12 protein-coding genes and 1 tRNA gene are annotated in these 14,852 nt (G+C 41.1%); all 13 read left to right on the forward strand.

Going from position 1 to position 14,852, the window contains the following annotated elements; translation table 11 throughout:
• Positions 1-329: 329 nt before the first annotated feature.
• The 13 genes from pth to spoIIE all read left to right on the forward strand — a co-directional run bounded on the left by pth (position 330) and on the right by spoIIE (position 14,794).
• Complete coding sequence (gene pth / locus BLT18_RS14265) at positions 330-896, forward strand: aminoacyl-tRNA hydrolase (RefSeq protein WP_091275426.1); 567 nt, start codon at positions 330-332, stop codon at positions 894-896.
• Positions 897-983: 87 nt separating this feature from the next.
• Positions 984-1,217: an anti-sigma-F factor Fin family protein gene (locus BLT18_RS14270; RefSeq protein ID WP_091275429.1), complete on the forward strand. Its 234-nt coding sequence runs from the start codon at positions 984-986 to the stop codon at positions 1,215-1,217.
• Between the two features lie 466 nt (positions 1,218-1,683).
• Positions 1,684-5,217: a transcription-repair coupling factor gene (mfd, locus tag BLT18_RS14275; RefSeq protein WP_091275432.1), complete on the forward strand. Its 3,534-nt coding sequence runs from the start codon at positions 1,684-1,686 to the stop codon at positions 5,215-5,217.
• A 202-nt stretch (positions 5,218-5,419) separates the two neighbouring features.
• A complete protein-coding gene (gene spoVT / locus BLT18_RS14280; RefSeq protein ID WP_091275511.1) occupies positions 5,420-5,959 on the forward strand; it encodes a stage V sporulation protein T in 540 nt (179 codons plus the stop codon).
• A 113-nt stretch (positions 5,960-6,072) separates the two neighbouring features.
• On the forward strand, positions 6,073-7,677 hold the full coding sequence (locus BLT18_RS14285; protein WP_091275435.1) for a putative polysaccharide biosynthesis protein: 1,605 nt from the start codon (positions 6,073-6,075) through the stop codon (positions 7,675-7,677).
• Positions 7,678-7,681: 4 nt separating this feature from the next.
• Positions 7,682-9,169 (forward strand): bifunctional methyltransferase/pyrophosphohydrolase YabN, encoded by a 1,488-nt coding sequence (gene yabN / locus BLT18_RS14290; protein WP_091275439.1) that lies wholly within the window; start codon positions 7,682-7,684, stop codon positions 9,167-9,169.
• Between the two features lie 11 nt (positions 9,170-9,180).
• Positions 9,181-9,441, forward strand: a complete 261-nt coding sequence (locus BLT18_RS14295; RefSeq protein WP_091275442.1) for an RNA-binding S4 domain-containing protein — start codon at positions 9,181-9,183, stop codon at positions 9,439-9,441.
• A gap of 84 nt (positions 9,442-9,525) precedes the next feature.
• Positions 9,526-9,825, forward strand: a complete 300-nt coding sequence (yabP, locus tag BLT18_RS14300) for a sporulation protein YabP (RefSeq protein ID WP_091275446.1) — start codon at positions 9,526-9,528, stop codon at positions 9,823-9,825.
• Positions 9,822-10,409: a spore cortex biosynthesis protein YabQ gene (gene yabQ / locus BLT18_RS18800; RefSeq protein WP_091275448.1), complete on the forward strand. Its 588-nt coding sequence runs from the start codon at positions 9,822-9,824 to the stop codon at positions 10,407-10,409. The genes yabP and yabQ overlap by 4 nt, the downstream gene beginning before the upstream one ends.
• Positions 10,410-10,425: 16 nt before the next feature.
• Positions 10,426-10,815, forward strand: a complete 390-nt coding sequence (locus tag BLT18_RS14310; RefSeq protein ID WP_091275451.1) for an FtsB family cell division protein — start codon at positions 10,426-10,428, stop codon at positions 10,813-10,815.
• A gap of 94 nt (positions 10,816-10,909) precedes the next feature.
• A complete protein-coding gene (locus tag BLT18_RS14315) occupies positions 10,910-11,344 on the forward strand; it encodes a S1 domain-containing RNA-binding protein (protein ID WP_091275454.1) in 435 nt (144 codons plus the stop codon).
• Positions 11,345-11,510: 166 nt separating this feature from the next.
• Positions 11,511-11,587 (forward strand) — tRNA-Met (locus tag BLT18_RS14320).
• Positions 11,588-12,298: 711 nt separating this feature from the next.
• Positions 12,299-14,794, forward strand: a complete 2,496-nt coding sequence (gene spoIIE, locus BLT18_RS14330; RefSeq protein WP_091275458.1) for a stage II sporulation protein E — start codon at positions 12,299-12,301, stop codon at positions 14,792-14,794.
• Positions 14,795-14,852 lie beyond the last annotated feature (58 nt).

Below are 14,852 nucleotides of genomic sequence, written 5' to 3' on the forward strand. Positions count from 1 at the left end.
GTATGCTCTGTTTTCTATGATACCTCGGCTGTCTGCGTTCTTTATCAGAAATAAGGTTCTATAGAGTCTGTTGGGGTTATCGGTCACCTCCCTCTTTCTGGCTGGACGGCTCTTCAGCTGCGGCTTTTTTCGCAGGTGCGTCGTCCGCCAGGTAAGAAAAACATGGCTTGTCGCCGAGCCTTTATGGCGGAAGCTGCTGTTTTTCTTATCCTTTCATCCTTTAACAAAGATAAACGTTCCTAACATCATGCTAGAAAGCATATCATCTATTCACCCCAACATTTGTATAAGAACCAGAAATAAAACATATACAAAAAGGAGCAAGTATTGTGAAAGTAATTGCAGGACTTGGAAATCCTGGACCAAAATATGCTGAAACGCGCCATAATGTTGGTTTTAAAGCAATGGATCAATTAACAAATAAACTAGAATTGTCATGGAAAGAAGACAAAAAAAGCCTAATGTGTGAAACAAGGGTTGGTACCGAGAAGGTATTGCTCTTAAAACCAATGACATACATGAACTTATCTGGAGAGGCGATACAGCCCGTGATGTCTTTTTATAATTTAGATGTGGATGATTTGCTCGTCATCTATGATGATCTCGATTTAGAAACGGGTGCACTGCGATTGCGCTTGAAAGGCGGACATGGCGGACATAATGGTATTCGTTCTATCATTGATCATTTAGGAGCTAAAGATTTTAAGCGTATCCGTATTGGTGTTGGTCATCCGAATAATGGAAATTCTGTTATTTCTCACGTTTTAGGAACGTTTGCTCCGGATGAAAAGAAAGCAGTACACGACGCGATTGATTTGTCTGCACAAGCAGCCGAAATGTGGCTGACTCATCCGTTCAATGATGTGATGAACCATTTTAATAGAAAAAAATCGTAAGAAGGTAAAGTATAGCTGCTATTTTTGCTGTTCATACTAAAGGAAAAACAATAACGTTTAGCAGCAGACAGCAAAAGGAGCAGGCATATGGCTATAAGGTACTATTGCAGGCATTGTGGCACATCGGTTGGAACTTTAGAAGACGAAGAATTACTTGTATCACCTCGTCTAGGTTTTGATCAATTATCCGATGAAGAACAGCAGCAAATCATTCATTATGGGTCGGATGGACATGTGCACGTGAGAATTACGTGTGAACATTGTGAACAAGCATTAGAAGAAAATCCCGACCTACACGAACTGGATCGGTGGATACATTAAAAATCTTTCAAGTGAAAATGGGGACTGGCGCTTCATCCGACAAGCTAGGTGAAGAACGGCCGGCCCATTTTTCTGCTTGTTGTTTACGCATGAAACCGGACGGCAGTCTTATATAATATAATAGTGAGAGTAAGCCGTGTTTGCACGCTTATTAATGAAAAAGAGCACTTGGACTGGTATCCTGACAGAAAGAAGTTCAGCTAAGGTTCCGGAACTTCTTTAAAGGACTTCTGTGCAGCCATCACATCTGCGGAAGTGCTTTCTGCAACAATGCCGAACGGGTTCCTATTTTGGTAGAATTCTCGGGTTGCTTTGTTGTGCATGCACTGGTTTTTTCAGTATATTGACAACGTTGACGATTCGCCTATGCTAATAAGTTAAACTTTTCTATCAGTGCAAAAAGAGAAAAGTAAATAACATTCACGGGAACTGGATATAGGGGAAGGAACGAAGGAGGAAATGGGCCATGAAGGGATTGCAAGACATCCTGGCAGATAATCACCACGTGAACGCCGTTTTAGAGGGTATTGAAAACAACTTAAAAGAGCAGCTAGTGGCAGGTTTGAGTGGTTCTGCCCGTACCTTTTTTATGTCTCTGGCTAAATCAAAAATAGATCGGCCGCAGCTAGTAATCACTCATACGTTATATCAGGCACAAAAGCTATACGAAGATTTAACAGATTTACTCGAGCAAGACGTGTATTTGTACCCGGTAAATGAGTTAATATCTTCAGAAATTGCAACAGCTAGTCCAGAAATGCGAGCGCAAAGGATTGAAGTGTTAAACCATTTAGTGAAAGGGTTTAATGGCATTGTTATCGTGCCAGTTGCTGGAGTCAGGAGGCTTTTGCCGCCTGTTTCATTATGGAAAAATTCACAAGTACTACTGAAACAAGGCGATGATTTAGAGTTAGATACATTTTTAACACAATTGCAAGCAATGGGGTATCAGCGGGCAGATATGGTTTCTGCTCCAGGGGAATATAGTATTAGAGGCGGTATTATTGACATATACACGCTCACAGAAGAACACCCTGTACGTATTGAATTATTTGATACAGAAATTGATTCAATGCGGCATTTTCAAGTAGATGACCAGCGTTCGCTTCAACCCATATCCAACGTAACGGTTGGGCCGGCACAAGAGACGATTTTGTATGAAGAACAGTATAAAAAGGCAGCCGAAGCACTAGAGGTGTCTCTTGCACAAACATTAAAAGAAGTGAAAAATAATGAAGTGAAAGAAAAGCTTCAAGAACATTTAACCTATGAAAAAGAGCAGCTTCAGGAACAAACTCGTTTTCAGGGTATATACAAGTACATGGAGTTTTTTTACGAACAACGAACAACCCTGTTGTCGTATTTTTCAGACAACGGTGTTGTTTTTCTTGATGAAATCAGCCGAGTGCAGGAAATGGCGGAAAGGCTGGACAAAGAAGAAGCAGAATGGGCAACAACTGTGCTTGAACAAGGGGAAATCCCTCACGATATTTCTTTATCGGTGCGATTTGATAAATTATTTGAACGTCAGCCAAACCCGCGTGTCTATTTCTCACTGTTTTTACGAAACATTGCATCTATTCAGCCGCAAAACATCGCCAATATTCAGTGCAAGGCTATGCAGCAATTCCATGGGCAGATGCCTGTGTTACAGAACGAAATGGAACGCTGGCATAAGGGCGGTTATACTGTTGTGTTTGTGGCAAGTGATGAAGATCGTGCAAAAAGGCTGGAAAATGTGTTAGAAGACTATGGCATGCAAGCGGATCGGGTGTCTCGCGATACTGAATTTTCAACGCAGCGTGCTTCTATTGTTGAAGGTCAGCTTCACAGTGGTTTTGAATTGCCGATGGAAAAAATTGCGGTAATTACGGAACAAGAAACTTTTACAAAGAAGGTAAGCAAAACCAAGCGTAGACAAAAATTAACCAATGCTGAACGCATCAAGAGTTATTCTGAGCTTCAAGTAGGAGATTTAGTGGTTCACATCAATCACGGTATTGGAAAATATCTAGGAATCGAAACACTTGAAGTAAACGGAATTCATAAGGACTATTTAAACATTTCCTATGCTGGAAACGACAAATTGTATGTCCCTGTTGAGCAAATTGATCAAGTGCAAAAATACGTCGGGTCCGAAGATAAAGATCCGAAAATATATAAATTGGGCGGAAACGATTGGAAAAAAGTAAAGCGTAAAGTGCAGTCATCTGTACAAGATATTGCGGACGACTTGATTAAAATTTATGCGGAACGAGAAGCGTCAAAAGGATATGCATTTTCTAATAATGAGGCAGAAGAACAGGAGTTTGCTTCTACTTTTCCATATCAAGAGACAGAAGATCAACTTAAAGCCATTCAAGAAATCAAAGAAGATATGGAGCGTGAACGTCCGATGGACCGTCTGTTGTGTGGCGATGTCGGATATGGAAAAACAGAAGTTGCTATCCGGGCCATTTTTAAAGCGGTACTTGATGGAAAACAAGTAGCTTTTCTTGTACCGACGACAATTTTGGCACAGCAGCATTTTGATACGCTGTCTGAACGTTTTGCTGACTACCCAATTAATATTGGTTTATTGAGTCGTTTTCGTACACGCAAGCAGCAAACGGAAACCATTAATGGAGTGAAAACAGGCGGTATTGATATTGTGGTAGGCACCCACCGAATTTTATCCAAGGACGTAAAATTTAAAGATTTGGGTCTTTTGATTGTGGATGAAGAGCAGCGATTTGGTGTCACCCACAAAGAAAAAATTAAGCAGCTAAAAGCAAATATTGATGTACTGACATTGACAGCAACGCCAATACCTAGAACGCTGCATATGTCAATGTTAGGTGTTCGTGATTTGTCTGTCATTGAAACGCCGCCAGAGAATCGTTTCCCCGTACAGACATATGTGCTTGATTATAATGCTGCTCTAATGAAAGAAGCAGTGGAAAGAGAGTTAGCCCGGGGCGGTCAAGTCTACTTTTTATACAATCGTGTAGATAATATCAGCCGTATGGCAGAACAAGTCTCTATGCTGGTGCCAGAAGCAGAAGTTTCGTATGCTCATGGACAAATGAACGAACAGGAATTAGAGTCTGTAATGATCGACTTTTTGGAAGGTAATAAAGATGTCCTTGTAACAACGACTATTATTGAGACAGGTGTGGACATCCCAAATGTGAATACGCTCATTATATATAATGCAGATAAAATGGGATTATCGCAATTATACCAGATTAGAGGTCGTGTCGGCCGCTCCAATCGCGTAGCTTACGCTTATTTAACTTATCAACGGGACAAAGTATTGACGGAAGTCGCTGAAAAACGCTTGCAGGCAATTAAAGAATTTACCGAACTTGGTTCAGGTTTTAAAATTGCTATGCGTGACTTGTCGATACGTGGTGCCGGTAATTTATTAGGTGCAGAGCAGCATGGCTTTATTGATTCTGTCGGTTTTGATTTATATTCGCAAATGCTCAAAGAAGCCATTGAAGAACGGAAACTTGATAAACCAAAAGCCAAGCAGCCGGAAACCGATATTGACGTTAGAGTAGATGCATACATTCCAGCAAGTTATATTAGTGATTCTAAGCAAAAAATTGAAATGTATAAACGGTTTAAAGGGCTTGAAACTCTTGAAGATTTGCGCGATTTGCAAGATGAGATGATTGATCGCTTTGGTGATTATCCAAAAGAGACTAATGATTTGTTCCGTCTTTCCAAAATAAAAGTACTTGCAAAAACAAATGGATTTGAATCGATTATGCAAGAAGGCGGAAAAATAACGATGCTTTTGACAGGAGAGACGAGCCAAAATATCGATGGTTCCAAACTTTTTGAAATTGTGAATGAATACGGCCGGGAAGTTGGCTTAGGAACAGAGGACCAAAAAATAAAGATTGTCATGTACCAGAATCGAATGTCAAGCACCCGCCTGCTCGACGTCATGGAAATGTTAGTGGAAAAATTACCAGAAGCTCGCAAATCAACAGAGACAGCTTCTTCCTAAAATAAAAGAAAACGCCAGTTTTTAAAAAATGATGCATAGTTATTTACCTGCGGTGGATAATAAAAACAATAATAAGAAAGAGACGGGGGAACTTCCAGCAAAGTGAATTCTCCTAAAAAAGGAAGAGACAATCGTTGAACTAATCCTTATGTCTCGATCAACTTTAGAATCACATCTCTAGAAAGGGAGGCACACTTCCATGATGAAAGCAACTGGTATTGTCCGCCGCATCGATGATTTAGGAAGAGTTGTAATACCAAAAGAAATTCGTCGCACATTGCGTATCAGAGAAGGGGATCCACTCGAGATATTTGTGGATCGTGATGGGGAAGTTATCTTGAAAAAATATTCCCCTATCTCTGAGCTTGGTGATTTTGCAAAAGAGTATGCTGAGGCACTGTACGACACCCTGCATCACCCGGTTTTGGTCGCTGACCGCGATACGTTCATTGCAGTGTCAGGCGGGGTGAAAAAAGACTACGCAAACAAAAGTGTTGGCAGTGCTGTAGAGGAAGCTATCAGTGAACGCAAAACCGTTGTTACTTCGAATAAGGGAGAATACAATATTGTCAGTGACCATGAAGAAACAATGAGAGGGTACGCAGTAGCTCCTATTATTGCTAATGGTGACCCTATCGGAGCAGTTGTCATGATAGCAAAAGATGACAAAGTAGACGAAGCCATTTCTGGAAAATTGTTAGAAACGGCCGCCGGCTTTTTAGCCAGACAAATGGAGCAATAATTGATTTTGTTCTTAAGACTATAAGCTGCCTTTTGCAAAGAAGGGCAGCTTTTTTATGTTCATTGTCTCCTTCTTTGCTGTGATATACTGAGAAAAGTGAAAGGGAGATAAGCATGTCTACCTCGTACATAAAAAATAAAACATTATGGAAAGGTGCTTTTTTAGTAAGCGGCGCAGCTTTTTTAGGCAAAATATTAAGTGCATTGTACCGTGTGCCCTTTCAAAATATAACAGGAGATTTAGGGTATTACGTGTACCAGCAAATTTATCCGTTTTATGGTGCAGCGATGGTTATTTCTATGTACGGCTTTCCTGTGGTGATTTCAAAAGTGGTGATGGAGCAAACAGAAAAGGGTGATGGTGAAAAGCGCGCTGTGGAAACAGCTTTTGCTTCCCTTTTCTTACTGCTTATTGTTTTTGTTCCACTGTTTTTGCTTATCTTTATTCAAGCAGAACCAATTGCTTTAGCAATGGGAGACGTACAATTGAAGCGAGCCATTCAGGTAGTGTCGGTTGTATTTTTATTCATTCCTGTTTATTCAGCTGCAAGAGGTTATTTTCAAGGAATAGGCCTTATGACACCAACTGCTGTTTCACACACCATCGAACAATGTTTACGTGTTTTGGTTATCTTAGGGTTAGCCAGTTTTGTAGTACATACGGGACAAAGTGAATATAGGGCAGGCGAGTCTGCAGCTATTGGCTCTATTGCAGGGAGTGCCGCTGGTATTTTGTACTTAATGTTATCTGTGTGGCGTGATGGAGCTGTAAGCAGAGGGAATATTCGCTGGTCACATATATTTACAATGATGAAGCAAATCAACGTATTATTACTTACAAGAGGTTTCTTTGTGTGTGCAGGAGCAATGATTTTTATTTTGTATCAATGGGTGGATGCATTTACCATTGCCCCGTTACTTGAACAGCACGGGATGACGGAAGAAGAAGCAAGGACGGCAAAAGGAGTGTTTGACCGGGGACAGCCGCTTTTACAGTTTGGGACAGTTATTGCTACTTCCTTTGCTATGGCAGTTGTGCCGCTCATAACGCGGGCAAAGCAGCAAAGAAATAACAGTGCGTCGCATTGGTACGCAGCTCTGTCCATTCGCGTAAGTGTATTAATTGGTGCTGCGGCTGCGGTTGGGTTATTTATTACGGCTGAGTTTGTTAACGTGATGTTGTTTGAAAATACAGCTGGTACCGAATTTTTACGAATATTGGCGGTAACACTTGCAGCAAGCGGGGTTGTCATGGCGTCTTCAGCTGTCATGCAAGGCCATGACTGTTTTTACATTCCTGTCATGCACTTGATGTTAGGGTTAGTCATAAAGACAGGGGCAAATATCTATTTAATACCTGTGTTTCACGAAAAAGGAGCAGCTTTTGCTACTGTGATTGGGATGGTGATCACGGCATTATGCAACATGGCCTATTTATACAAGAAAAAGTGGGTCGAAGCGTTTTCTTGGAGATGGTTGTGGAAGGCTTTTTTTGCGGTTGTTTTGATGGCAGCGCTAGCTTTGCTTCTTATCGAAACGTTTTCCTCTCTCTTTCCGCTGACGAGGATGTGGGCAGCGGTCGGGGCATTAAGTACGGCAGTAACGGCAAGTGTTTTCTTTGTATGGCTTCTTATTGTGTGCAGCGTTCTAACGAAAGAAGAACGTGCATTATTACCGGCTATGGGAAGAATAGAACAAATCATTCGCCGAAAGGAGTAAAATAATGAATAAAAACGAAGCAAGTCAACGTTCAAAAATATCACTTATAGGTTTAGGTGTAGGAGAGCTTGAGCAGTTATCCTTAGGCATGTACCGCACGTTACAGCGCGCAGAGCATGTTTATGTGAGAACGGCGAAACACCCCGTGGTACATGAATTGCAGCAAGAAGGTATGTCATTTCAAAGTTTTGATTACCTGTATGAAAAAAATGATTCCTTTGCGGATGTTTATGAAGAAATTATAGAGGAATTACTCCATGCAGCAGCGAAGCATTATCATATCTATTATGCAGTACCAGGACATCCAATGACGGCCGAGTATACCGTTCAACGGCTGTTGGAACTAGCGGATGAACAGCAAGTAGAAGTAAACATACTCGGTGGCCAAAGCTTCTTGGATGCCATGTTTTCTGTGCTTTCGTTTGATCCAAATGATGGTTTTCAATTATTGGATGGCACCGCATTGCAAGCGAACGATATAAACACTTCACAACATGTTATTATTAGTCAAATGTATGATGAGATGATTGCTTCTGAAGCAAAGCTTACTCTTATGGAGCGATATCCTGATGACTATGAGGTAACACTTGTTACGAGTGCTGGAACGTCAAAAGAAGAGAAGAAATCACTTCCTTTGTACGAGTTGGATAGGGAAATGACCCAGCACAACTTAGCTGCTCTTTATGTTCCGCCGGTTACCGATGAGACGTTGTTATATAGAGAGTTTGGTAAACTGCGCGATGTAATTCGCACGCTGCGAGGCCCGCAAGGATGTCCGTGGGATAAACAGCAAACGCATCAATCATTGAAACGGTATTTGTTAGAAGAAGTGTATGAAGTGTTAGAGGCGATTGACCAGGAGGACGATGAACATCTGCAAGAAGAATTAGGTGATGTATTGCTGCAAGTAATGCTTCATGCACAAATCGGAGAAGATGAAGGCTTCTTTAACGTAGAAGATGTCATTGAAACGCTAACAGCAAAAATGATACGCCGCCACCCTCATGTATTTGGTGACAGTAGTGCGGAAACAGAAGAAGAAGTAAATAAAAATTGGGATGACATTAAACGTATGGAAAAGGGGGCTGACAAAGCCAGCAGCCAATTGTTAACCGATATTCCTGCGTCACTGCCCGCATTAATGGAAGCGTATGAACTGCAAAAGAAAGCAGCTAAAGTTGGCTTTGATTGGAAAGACGATGCTCCCATGTGGAAAAAGTTACATGAGGAAATGGCTGAGTGGTTGTATGAGATAAAACAGGGGAATAAGGAAGCGATGAAAAAAGAATTTGGTGACTTGCTGTTTGTGCTCGTAAACTTAGGGCGATTTTACAAGCTTCAACCGGAAGAATCCTTGTTTATGACCAATACCAAATTTAAAAAACGGTTTTCCTATATTGAGAAAGCACTTATTCAACAAGGAAAATCACTCGAGGAAACCTCATTAGAAGAAATGGATAAATTATGGGATGAAGCAAAAAATCGAGGATAAGGAGAGATAGTATGCGTATAGACAAGTTTTTAAAAGTTTCTCGTTTAATTAAACGGCGAACACTGGCTAAAGAAGTAGCTTCCCAAGGGCGGATTACAGTTAATGGAAATAAAGCAAAAGCTGGTACGGAAGTGGTGCCGGGTGACGAGATATCCGTCCAGTTTGGTTCTAAAATGGTAACGGTGCGAGTAGATGAAGTCAAAGACACGACTAAAAAAGAAGCGTCTCAAACAATGTATACGGTCCTAAAAGAGGAGCCATTGAACGAATAAAAAGAAAAAGATGTAATTCCACTACTATCTCTTACAGCTTACACATATATATGTGACAAGCTATTTACAAGAGGAGTGTGGAATATGTCTTTTCATGAAGGAACGATGCCGGAGCGCGTTAACTCTCCCCACGAAGTCATTTTAAAAGGACGAAAAAGCCTGGATATTACTGGTGTGAAAGAAGTAGAGAGTTTCGATAATGAAGAGTTTTTATTAGAAACAACGCTAGGCTTTCTATCTGTACGCGGGCATAATCTGCACATCAAAAATCTGGATGTACACGAAGGTATTATTTCGATAGAGGGAAAAGTAGATGATTTAGTGTATGTTGACCAAACAACCGGATCTAAATCTAAAGGACTGTTAGGGAAGTTGTTTAAGTGAGCCTGACTGTTCAATTTCAAACGTTGTTTTCCATGATAGCAATGGGGCTTGTCATTGGGATGAATTTGGATTTCTACCATCGTGTAACGATCCGGTTTGTAAAAGCCTTTTGGACGAGAATGTGCTGGGATTTATTGTTTTGGATGGCGCAAGTGCTGCTTGTATTTTATGTCTTGTTGCGTGTGAACGAGGGAGAACTCCGCTTCTATATTTTTCTAGCACTGATTGTAGGGTTTTGGATTTATCGTCGACATGGGAGAAAACCTTTTCTTCGGTGGATGGAAGTTGGTTTTTCATTTGTAAAATGGGTAAAACGTGTTTGTATAGGAATAATTAGGGTATTTGTGGTTTCTCCTGTCAAATTCTTATTGAAACTCATCATTTCGTCGGTTATGATAGGATTAACTATATGTGGAAATGTTCTTATGTTTATTTTAAACCTCCTTCTGTTTCCTTTGAAGATTATCGCCCGATTATTACGCCCAATGGTGAAAAAGTTTCTTCCTCGCTCCTTCGTTAATCTAATAGAACGAACTTTTCAGATTATCAAAAAAAGGGTAAAACAGTGGAGGATTTTCAAATAGACCGGAGGGGTCCTCATTGTTATCTGAAAAGAAAAAAGTAACGAAAATTAATGAATCGTACGTCCAGGAAAAAGAACAAGAACAAGCACGTTTGCAAGAAGCCTACACGAAAAAGCGGCGCGGTCTCGTCCGGCGCCTGACTGCTCTTTCTGCGGTGGGTGTTATTATTGCGGTTATTTTCACCGTTCTGCTCGTTTCTCAATGGTCTACATTAGAGGCGAAAAAATCAGAACGCGCAGAATTAGAAGCCCAGTTAGAAGACTTGAAAGCTGAAGAATCCCGTCTCCAGGAAGAAGTGCAAAACTACCAAGATTTAGACTACATAGCGGAAGTGGCGAGAAGGGATTATTATTTGACCAAACCTGGGGAAACTTTATTTAAGGTACCAGATCAGTCATCAGATTGACACCTTTTTTACCATTCGAGTATAATAGTAATGATTTTAAGACTGAAAAAGTCAGCTTTCTAAGGAAAGAAAAATAAGGAGGAGCTTTTTTTAAATGTCAATTGAAGTAGGCAGCAAGTTGCAAGGGAAGGTCACAGGCATTACCCATTTTGGAGCATTTGTAGAGCTGCCGGATGGAAAAACTGGGCTAGTTCATATTAGCGAAGTGGCCGATAAGTATGTAGAAGATATAAATCAGTTTTTAAGTGTTGGGGACGAGGTCACAGTCAAAGTGATGAAAGTAGAAGATGATGGCAAAATCGGCCTGTCGATTCGGAAGGCCCAGGATCGACCAAAAAGCGACCGCCCAAAAGGAGATCGTTCAAAAGGGGATCGTCCAAAAGGAGACCGCCGTGGTGGTCCCAATAAAAAACAACGTTCATTATCCTTTGAAGAAAAAATGAGCCGTTTTATGAAAGACAGTGAAGAAAGATTAGCTTCTCTCAGGAAGCAAACAGACTCCAAAAGAGGTGGACGCTCAAAAAGATAAGCAGCTTGCTGCTGACTTAAATAAATGCAGGAAACTGTTTGATGAGGGATCAGGGGAAAATAACAGCATCTGCTCCCTCTTTCACAGTTTCTTCGAAAAAAATAAAAAGAACGGTTGACGAAAAGCATGATGTCGTTATATAATCAAACACGTTGCTGAAAAAATTGGCGGTGTAGCTCAGCTGGCTAGAGCGTACGGTTCATACCCGTGAGGTCGGGGGTTCGATTCCCTCCGCCGCTACCATTATACATAACTGATGAAGAGTCTGTTGTTCAAACAGGCTCTTTTTTAAGTTTTATCGACGTTAACGGAGGCATTATAATTGCTCCTTTCTAGTTGGATGGCTTTGCCGGATTGTTTGACGCGTACAGGGAAGAGGCAGGAAAAATACAATATACTTACCCCAGCAATATTTGCTGCAGCACCTTTTTTGTTTTGTACACATTGGCACCTGTCCAACCAAGTGTATAGGTGCAAACAAACCGCTGCTGCTATCGAAAGCCGCCGCAAAAGTCAACACCTTCCACGTGAGCACCTGTAATCGCTAACTTTTCCTGTATAGGTCTGCATGTTTCTACAAAAAAGGAAAGCTGCTTTCTCTCCGAAAAAGACCATTTACGCTTCCTTGTGCTTATTTACAGGGGATGCGGATAGGCATTATCTTGATGTTTCTACATAAATGTGGGAAGCAAGTCATGTTTTACACGTGCATGTAACATCTTTCTTTTTGTTTTTACTACTTTTTTAATGAATCCCCTTCTAATGCTGTAAAAAAATGTTGGTTCATGCTTTCCTTTTTTTAAAAAAGAATGAGAACCCGCACGGTGTCTCCTTTTGCACCAAAAAAGAAAACGTCGAAGACTTTTTTTCTTTCGGTTCGTGATTTTGACAAACATTTGAACATAGACCTTATATAATAAACCCACAAACTTATAACAGGTGGTGGGTTATTTTATGTATCAACGTGATTTAGCAAAGCGCGCAGAAGAAACAGAACCGGTTTGGGAGCATCTATGGTCCAGTACGAAATTGCTGGGGGAGAAAACGAAACAAAAGACATTAAAGATGTTGGATCTGCTATTTATTCAATGGGGCGGACTTATTTTTATTCTAGGTATATTGTTAGGACGAGCTGTTTTACTAGCTGAGTTATTTCCGTTTGCTCTCCCGTTCTTTGCGGCAGTGTACTCGTGGCGGAGAGATAAAGGAGTTATTGCTGCGGCAGGGATTATTGTTGGTACATTTTCGGGGGCGGTTTTGCACGGGGCTTTTGTGTTAGCGGCGTTGGCCATTTTTTTGAGCGTGTACGAGTGGGTGACGCGGCGAGGTTGGCGAATGACATGGTCACTTCCTCTGTCGGTGCTGTTAGCAACGTTAGGGGCCCGCCTGGGTACCATTTGGCTGGCACAAGGCACTGTCACCTCTTATGACACAGTTATGGCTAGTGTGGAAGCAGGGTTAAGTTTTGTGTTAACGATGATCTTTCTGCAAAGCATGCCATTACTCATTACAAAGAAACGTAAACAGCCTTTAAAGCAAGAAGAAATTGTTTGTTTTATTATTTTATTAGCTTCTGTTATGACAGGAGCCATAGGCTGGGTTATTTATGGTATGGCAGCAGAACATACACTAGCTCGTTATCTCGTACTTCTCTTTGCGTACACAGGAGGAGCAGCATTAGGTGCCTCAGTTGGCGTCATTGCTGGCCTTGTTCTCAGCCTGGCGACGATTGCGAACTTATATCAAATGAGTTTGCTGGCCTTTGCCGGCCTTCTGGGCGGCTTATTAAAAGAAGGTAAAAAAATTGGGGTTAGTATTGGTATGCTGCTTGGAACAGCTTTAATCGCATTATATGGAGATGGATTGAACGGTGCTGGTTTAACATTAGCGGAATCAGCGGCTGCTATTTCCCTATTTTTGTTAACACCGCGCAGTGTCACATCATTTATAGAAAAATATATTCCAGGAACGCCGGAATATGCACGAGAACAACAAAAACACATGAAAAAAATGCGGGATGTTACTGCGTTGAAAGTGGAAAAGTTTTCAAATCTTTTTCAAACTCTTTCAAAGAGTTTCATGTATCAGCCAGATTCACTTGATCAAGAGACAGAAGATAAAGAAACAGATGAATTGTTAAGCAAGATAACAGAGAAAACATGCCAGACGTGTTTTCGAAAAGAAAGGTGCTGGGTGAATCAGTTCCAGGACACATATGATGGCATGTCGCGTATGCTGTTTGAATTAGAAAGAGACGGCAAAGTAAGTGCACAGATGAAAAATAATTGGAAGAAGCATTGTCACTATGATAGTCGTATGCTCAGAATCATGTCTGAAGAACTCCAACAAGATCAAACGCGCAGGGAACTGACAAAAAAAGTAAAAGAAAGCCGCCAGCTCGTTGCGGAACAGCTGCGTGGTGTATCGGAAGTGATGAATGACTTTGCCCAGGAAATACAAAGAGAAAAAGAAGCTCACCATTGGCAAGAAGAACAAATTCATGAAGCCTTGCAAAATGCCGGGCTTGAGATTGGCCACGTCGATGTGTACCGGCTCGATGAAGGAAATGTAGAGATAGAGATGAGTGTGTTAAAAGAGGCTGGTTCTGAACAAGCAGAAAAAATTATTGCGCCAATGCTGTCTGATATCTTAAAAGAACACATTATTGTCGGCAGCCAAGAATTATACGAAAATATTTCTGAATATTTAAATATTACATTTGTATCTGCAAGAACTTATACCGTTGATGTTGGTTCGGCTTCTGTGGCTAAAGGAGGAGGATGGGTCTCAGGCGACAGTTATGCCTCGATGGATATTGGCACAGGTAAACATGCCATTGCTATTAGTGATGGGATGGGAAGCGGAGAAAAGGCTCATCAAGAAAGCAGCTCCGCTTTGCAAATTTTACAGACTATTTTAGCTTCCGGAATGGATGAGGAAACAGCCATACGTTCGGTTAATTCGGTACTCAGTATTCGCTCAACAGAAGAGATGTTTTCCACGTTGGATTTGGCAATGGTTGATTTACAAGAAGCGAGGGGAAAGTTTATTAAAATTGGCTCTATCCCTAGTTTTATTAAAAGGGGGAATAAGATTAAACAAATTGAAGCAGGGAACTTGCCTATGGGCATGATGGAACACGCAGATATCGATGTGGTCACCGAACAGATGAAGGACGGAGATATGCTTATCATGATGAGTGACGGGATTTTTGATATTCCCGGTCCTATTGAAAATACAGAAATTTGGATTAGGAGGATTCTATCGCAAATCGAAACCGATGATCCACAAGAGTTAGCTGATTTACTTTTAGAAAGGGTGATGCGTGTATCTCAAGGGCAGATTCATGATGACATGACGATTGTCACTGCTAAAATCAAACGCAACTTACCGAAATGGTCTGCTATTCCGGTTCATTACAATATGTCTTTAACAAGAAAGAAGGCATAGAAGGTGTGCTGCACGGTGTTGGATTCCAAGTGAAAAAGGTATATAATCAGTGAACCCC

It is taken from the genome of Alteribacillus persepolensis (assembly GCF_900099605.1).
Classification (GTDB): Bacteria; Bacillota; Bacilli; order Bacillales; family Marinococcaceae; genus Alteribacillus; species Alteribacillus persepolensis.

Coding starts and splice junctions, on each gene's coding strand:
- spoIIE (WP_091275458.1), top strand. CDS start 12,299: ATGTATCAACGTGATTTAGCAAAGCGCGCAGAAGAAACAGAACCGGTT.
- yabP (WP_091275446.1), top strand. CDS start 9,526: ATGTCTTTTCATGAAGGAACGATGCCGGAGCGCGTTAACTCTCCCCAC.
- mfd (WP_091275432.1), top strand. CDS start 1,684: ATGAAGGGATTGCAAGACATCCTGGCAGATAATCACCACGTGAACGCC.
- BLT18_RS14270 (WP_091275429.1), top strand. CDS start 984: ATGGCTATAAGGTACTATTGCAGGCATTGTGGCACATCGGTTGGAACT.
- yabN (WP_091275439.1), top strand. CDS start 7,682: ATGAATAAAAACGAAGCAAGTCAACGTTCAAAAATATCACTTATAGGT.
- spoVT (WP_091275511.1), top strand. CDS start 5,420: ATGAAAGCAACTGGTATTGTCCGCCGCATCGATGATTTAGGAAGAGTT.
- BLT18_RS14285 (WP_091275435.1), top strand. CDS start 6,073: ATGTCTACCTCGTACATAAAAAATAAAACATTATGGAAAGGTGCTTTT.
- BLT18_RS14315 (WP_091275454.1), top strand. CDS start 10,910: ATGTCAATTGAAGTAGGCAGCAAGTTGCAAGGGAAGGTCACAGGCATT.
- BLT18_RS14295 (WP_091275442.1), top strand. CDS start 9,181: ATGCGTATAGACAAGTTTTTAAAAGTTTCTCGTTTAATTAAACGGCGA.